Raw genomic sequence first — 5,946 nt, 5'->3', positions numbered from 1 at the left:
GTAAGCGTCAAATAGCGCCCACCTGGTTTTCAGGGGGCGCTATTGTTATGCTATCTATGTAGTTCGTTTAGGTACGTGACAGTTGGTCGGAATTGCTTCTGACCAAGGCATCAACGCATCTAACGCTGCTTCATCCGTTAGGTCAATCAACGGTAGTTGCTCCAAAACATACGTTAAATATTTCAGTGGATCGAGTTGATTCTCTTTCGCTGTTTCTACAATACTATAAATGATTGCACTAGCCTTTGCTCCCTTAGGAGAAGTTGAAAACAGCCATGCCTTGCGACCAATTACGAATGGTTTAATCGAACGCTCTCCTCGTTATTTTAATTTAAGAATAACCAGCTTTATACCAACCATTAAATTATTCTGAGCTTTACTAGAATACTTTGTAATATCAAAACTATTCTTCTAAATGCTCAGAATAATTTTTTGGATTATTTCAATCCGTATAGTTTAGCAAGGGTTTCTTCATCTGCTTGTTTCCATTTCTTTTCCTTCGATTGTAAGGGATTTTGGCTCTGTAATGATTCTTCCATTTCCCTAAAAGCCGCGTTAATCATCTCCGTGTCTGTATGGGCATATATTTCTGTAGTTTCCAGCGATTCATGGTCAAGCAGTTTTGCAATCACTGGCAGTGAAAAACCCATTCTATACAAGTGGGCGCCAAAACTATGCCTGAAAAGATGAGGATGGACATTTTCCGGAACCTCACTGCAGACCTTACGGGCAGCTTCCCCATATTTTTTTATAAATCTTTCTGCATTTGCAACGGACATAGAATCTTTTGTACCTTTAATAATAGTGTAAAAAAGATGATCATCAGGTAGCCTCGAAGGATGATATACCGAAAGGTAATAATCTAAATTTTCTACAGTAATATCAAGTAAAGGTACGCAACGCGGTTTGTTTCCTTTACCTAGAATTCTTACAAAAGGATCTTTTGTAGAAATTTCTAAATCCTTAAGTCTAACATTTAATGCTTCTGAAACTCTTGCACCTGTTCCATAAAGAAATATCATGAAAAACCTGTCGCGGATTCCTATTTTTGTTTTTGGTGGTTGCTCAAGGATTACTCTGATTGCCTCACGGGACATCCAGTTACCTTTTTTAGCCCGTACAGTAATGTGTTTAATTTTTGATATTCCGATAAACTGAGGGGCAAGTGAAATATCTCTGTCAGAACAATATTGAAAATATTGTTTAATTACTGTGAGTCTATGATTTCGTGTGGTAGTGCTACATTCTTTTTTGTCTACTAACCACAATAGGTACTCCCGTACCAAATCAGCAGTCACCATTGTAAATGTGAGTTTATTTACCCCTTTTCCATATACTTCTTTTGTAAATTCCCTTAAACTATTCAGCCCCTGCCTATATGAAACAACTGTATTGTTAGATTTATGCTCATGATCCTTAAGATGCAAAAACAGAAAATCACTTACATAACTAAAAAACATTTTTGTCTGATTATTATTCTTCAACATATGCGACACCGTTAAGGATATCTTCATATCCTTTTGCCATTCTTCTGATTTCAGGAACAAGGTTTATTACCATGTGTAAGTAATACATGGTGTTTTGTGGACTGGAGTGCCCCATGTATCGACTTAAATACCGGATCATAGTATCAAAATTTTCCCCTTCTTCGATACACTGTCTCATACTATTCACAGCAAAAGTGTGTCTCAGCCCATGACAAGTAGGTTTTTTACTTGTCTTCATAAAGAATGATGTCTGCTTTAGTGTACTATCAAATAACCTGCAGATGGATGTATTGTTATAATTTTTGGCCCTAGTAGATGGGAAAAAATATTCACGTCCTGGATTCATTGTTTCAATAGCAGAATCATATTTTCGACAAAGCTTTGTCATATCATCTGACATATATACTACTCGATTTTTATGACCTTTTGATTCAAGAATTTTTATTACGCCATCCTTAAGATTTATTTCAGAACACTTGAGGTTGCACGCTTCAGAATTTCTTAATCCGCAACAGTAAATTAACCTAAACAATACAGAAGTTACTAAGTGTCTGTATGGAGGAAATTTTACAGCCTTGAAGCGATCACATGCTCTAAAGAATTCCTCCAATTGAGCATCCGTAAAAATATGGGGCTCTTTTGGCTTTGCTATTTTGAGTTTGCTTTTGGCAATGTAAGTTTCACCTCGTAGAGGTAACATATAGATACCAAGGTGCACCATTGTACGAAACCGTTTCTGTATCTCCTGTATAGATTTTGAATCTGTTCGATATACCCAAGCTTCGACCAATTCTTTATCAAGTAAATCCTTATTTGGAAAGTAATTTCTGCAGAAAGAATCGAATTCATCAAGATGCTTATCCATATATTTTAAAGAAAACCCTGAATTGTATTTCTCCCTTCTCATACCTTCAATATATTGTGCAAAGTTGCTTTTGTATTTCCCATTCATACCAGTTCCTCCCTTGTACACTCTATTCCAGAAAGGCTTAATGCACACTTACGCATCTTTTGGGAATCGGTAGAAATGTAGACATCTGCTGAGTCTGGATTTAAATGGCCTAGCGATGCAGATATGATACTTGAAGATATATTGTTTTCAAATAATCTGCTTGCTACAGTTCTCCTCAATATGTGTAACCCTTTCTCAGGGCAATCATCTGAGCTAAAATCTGAAAGATATTTTATTGGAACTTTACTTGCTGAGCTTGGCTTCAAAGCCTTGTAAGGTGCATATCCCCTTAGAAAGATTTCCTCTGAATCAGTATTAACTCGTGAATTAAGTATATAATCCATTAAAGCATTACCGACATCAGTTAAAAGAGGGAGAATTACTGGTACTTTTGTTTTTTGTTGTGTAAATGTTATCGTTTCATTTTTCCAGTTAATATCAGTGAATTTTAATCCGACTATATCAGAACGACGAACTCCAAGCCGCAATGCTAATAGAATTATAGCCTGATCTCTCTTCCCTAATGGAGTTATAAGTTTACCATTTGAAATCAGTTCCTTCTCTGCATTTTTTGAAATAGTCGTTACTATTTTCACCTGCTTTGCAAAAATCTTTGGGATTGAGAGATATAAGTTTTCTTGACTAAGGATTCCTTTCTCTTCGAGAAATATGAAGAACTTTTTTAACTTATATGCATAGGCCTGTAAACCCGTTGGCTTTCTGCCCGATAGAGCATCATTTCCCCAAAAGTCAGACACGTTCTTAGGGATAAGATCACTGATATGGACAATATTTGCACTTTCAAGATAACAAAAAAACATGCTCACCACTCTAAGTGAAAATGTAATTGTAGATTCAGACATTTTTTCTGATATAAGATAATGTTTATATTGTTCTAGTAAGCCTAAGTAATGTTCAGTTGCTGGTCTTTGAGCTGTTTTTATGGGATATACCTTCCATTCATCAAGTTGATTATTCGACATTTCAAGCAAAAGCAAAATAGCACGTCTGTGAGAAAGATAAAGATTACGCTGACTTCGATTACTTTTCTTAAGAATCGCAGATTCTGAAAGCCATTGCTCAGCATTTTCTTGAGAAAAACTAAGGTTATTCTCTTCTAGAAAAGCTTCGAGAAGCCTGCATGATCTCTTAAAACTTTTTATTACGCTTTTACTTTTGATTCCGAAAGATCTAATTTTATTAAGAGTTACTCCTGATAGGTCTTTAAAATCATCCATTTATTTACCCTCCAATATAAATTTGCCAGTGTATCTGACACATCATATTATTCGAGTAATAAAAAAAATTATTCTGAGCATTATTAAAAGCATTCTTGTATTAACAAGGCTTTTTAATAAAGCACAGAATAATAAATTGATCGGTATAATCCTCGATTATTATCTAACTCTAGACGACCATCCTTTAAAAATGCCACGAGTTTCTGCCACTGATTTAAACAGTACGTAATGGCCTCACCCAGTTTTGTTTTCGGTGCGACACGGGCCTTTTCTGTTTTTAGCCACACCAAAAAGTCATCTAATACAGGTTTACTCTGCTTCAGACGTTCTTCGTAGCGACGTTCAGGTGTACAGTCGTCTATTTTATTGATTTTTTTGTCGATCGCAAATAAACGGTTACAGAATTGAATCCCTATTTTTGCGGCACACGGCTGCTCTGTATTTTGTAGATTTGCTGGTAAGGATTTCAATGCTTCATCGAACTTCCTTCGCGAATGTGCCCAACAGCCCACTAGCTCTACCTTCGGTAAATCATGATACCCCACATAGCCATCGACATGTAGGTATCCTGAAAATCCTTGTAAAAAGGCTTTAGGGTGTTTGCTAGAACGTGTTGTTTGGTAATCATAAAGCACGATAGGTAACGATGCACGACCTGTTCGATACATCCACATAAACGATTTACTTGTCGCAGCGCGACCTGGCTCATTTAATACCTGTAACCCCGTTTCATCCGCATGTGCAATCTCTTCTTCGCATAGTTTTTTATGAAGGTGACTGTATAAATGAATTAGCCAAGTATTGGCTCCATACATCATCCAGTTCGCCATCGTTTGACGCGACAGAGAAATGCCCATTCGTTCTAATTGTTTTTCTTGTCGATAAAGTGGAAGACCTTCACAATATTTTTGGCTCATTAAATAAGCCATCGCTGATGGCGAAGCTAAGCTTCCTGGGTACATAGGAGCTGGCATTTCCGCTGTGACAATTGGTGTTTCTGTTCCTTCTTTTTCACAATGACGACAGCTGTAGATGTGTTGAATATGTTCGACCACTTCAACTTGTGCCGGAATGATTTTCAATTCACGCCGAATTTGTGTACTCATTTCGTGTGTTTTTTTACCGCAACACAAACAAACCTGCTCCTCATCGCTTAAACGATAGTGAATCGTTTCGACAGGCAAGTTTTCCAACATCGCTTCGATTTGTCCCGAACGCTTTTTACGTTTATAGGTAACCGTTTCAAGCGTCGGTTCTTCGACCGTGTTATCTGACGTCATTTCCATTTCATTGAATAGCGTCAGCGCAAGTTGATCCGGATTGGTTTTTTCACTTGAAGTCCCAAATTTCTTTTGTTGGCTAAGGCGGAACTGTGCTTCCAACCAATTGATTTTAGCCATTAGTACTTCATTTTGTCTTTCCAACTCCGCATTCTTTTTTGCGAGTTCTTCAATTGTAAGTGTGGGTGTTTGTTCGATTTTTACCATAGTTAAAGAAATTCGACTTGGGTAGCCGAATTCCTTTTTTAAATGACAACTTTAGCAGAAACCTTCATATGTGAGGATTTTTGATTCATAGGTAACCCTTCAAGCAACCATTTGAATTGGCGTCCTGTGATTTTTAAAGGTGTAGTCGCCTCGTTAGGCCAGTCAAACAAGCCTTCCTCTAAACGACGATAAAAGAGCCAAAAGCCATTGTGGTCCCAGTGAAGAATTTTTAATTTATCCTTTTTCCGATTACAGAATACAAAAAGATGAGAGGAAAAGGGATCAAGCTGAAAGCTTTCTTGCACAATGGCAGCGAGTCCATCCACTGATTTACGAAGATCAGTGGGCCCACAAGCAATAAATACTTGATCCATTCGTAAATTAGTGAACATGATGTTGTACAACCTGAAGGATTTTAGTTAAAGTGTCTTCATCAAAACTAGGTGGACAATCAATCGTAATGCCATTTAATTTAATTGTGATGGGAATCACCTCAGGTGAATTGGCTTCTTCCACGACAACAGGTAACCACTGAGCAGGTTGATTTTTTGACTGCGTGCGTGATTTACGCAACCAATGGTACATACTTTGAACAGGTACATTTTCTTTTGTGCACCAAGCAGCAACGCTTGTTTCATCGCTTGTGTGAAATGCTTGAATACGAGATTGCCACATCAACTGGCGTTCAGATTGTTTCATAAAAAAACCTCCAACTTGATTCATTTTCATGATTGTCTCATGTCCATGAAATTCGTTGAAGGTGTGTTATATTTGACGCTTAC

The 5,946-nt window shown here is 37.3% G+C and carries 5 protein-coding genes and 2 pseudogenes; all 7 read right to left on the bottom strand.

Annotation, left to right across the window (positions count from 1 at the left end; translation table 11 throughout):
• Positions 1–54 precede the first annotated feature (54 nt).
• Positions 55–321: pseudogene (locus tag ACOQFO_RS01140) on the bottom strand (transposase domain-containing protein); the annotation flags it as partial.
• Positions 322–437: 116 nt separating this feature from the next.
• Positions 438–1,484: a tyrosine-type recombinase/integrase gene (locus ACOQFO_RS01135; RefSeq protein ID WP_421687879.1), complete on the bottom strand. Its 1,047-nt coding sequence runs from the start codon at positions 1,482–1,484 to the stop codon at positions 438–440.
• Positions 1,474–2,439 (bottom strand): tyrosine-type recombinase/integrase, encoded by a 966-nt coding sequence (locus tag ACOQFO_RS01130; RefSeq protein ID WP_421687878.1) that lies wholly within the window; start codon positions 2,437–2,439, stop codon positions 1,474–1,476. Before ACOQFO_RS01130 ends, ACOQFO_RS01135 begins: the two co-directional genes overlap by 11 nt.
• Positions 2,436–3,677 (bottom strand): tyrosine-type recombinase/integrase, encoded by a 1,242-nt coding sequence (locus tag ACOQFO_RS01125; protein ID WP_421687877.1) that lies wholly within the window; start codon positions 3,675–3,677, stop codon positions 2,436–2,438. Before ACOQFO_RS01125 ends, ACOQFO_RS01130 begins: the two co-directional genes overlap by 4 nt.
• Positions 3,678–3,829: 152 nt before the next feature.
• Positions 3,830–5,164: pseudogene (gene tnpC / locus ACOQFO_RS01120) on the bottom strand (IS66 family transposase); the annotation flags it as partial.
• Positions 5,165–5,202: 38 nt separating this feature from the next.
• The gene (tnpB, locus tag ACOQFO_RS01115; RefSeq protein WP_421687876.1) at positions 5,203–5,556 is read right to left on the bottom strand and encodes an IS66 family insertion sequence element accessory protein TnpB; all 354 of its coding nucleotides are present in this window, start codon (positions 5,554–5,556) and stop codon (positions 5,203–5,205) included.
• Positions 5,546–5,863: an IS66 family insertion sequence element accessory protein TnpA gene (tnpA, locus tag ACOQFO_RS01110; protein WP_421687875.1), complete on the bottom strand. Its 318-nt coding sequence runs from the start codon at positions 5,861–5,863 to the stop codon at positions 5,546–5,548. Before tnpA ends, tnpB begins: the two co-directional genes overlap by 11 nt.
• Positions 5,864–5,946: the final 83 nt, after the last annotated feature.

This window comes from Ureibacillus sp. MALMAid1270 (assembly GCF_049202975.1).
GTDB lineage: Bacteria > Bacillota > Bacilli > Bacillales_A > Planococcaceae > Ureibacillus.
This window is presented reverse-complemented; position numbering and strand designations above follow the sequence as displayed.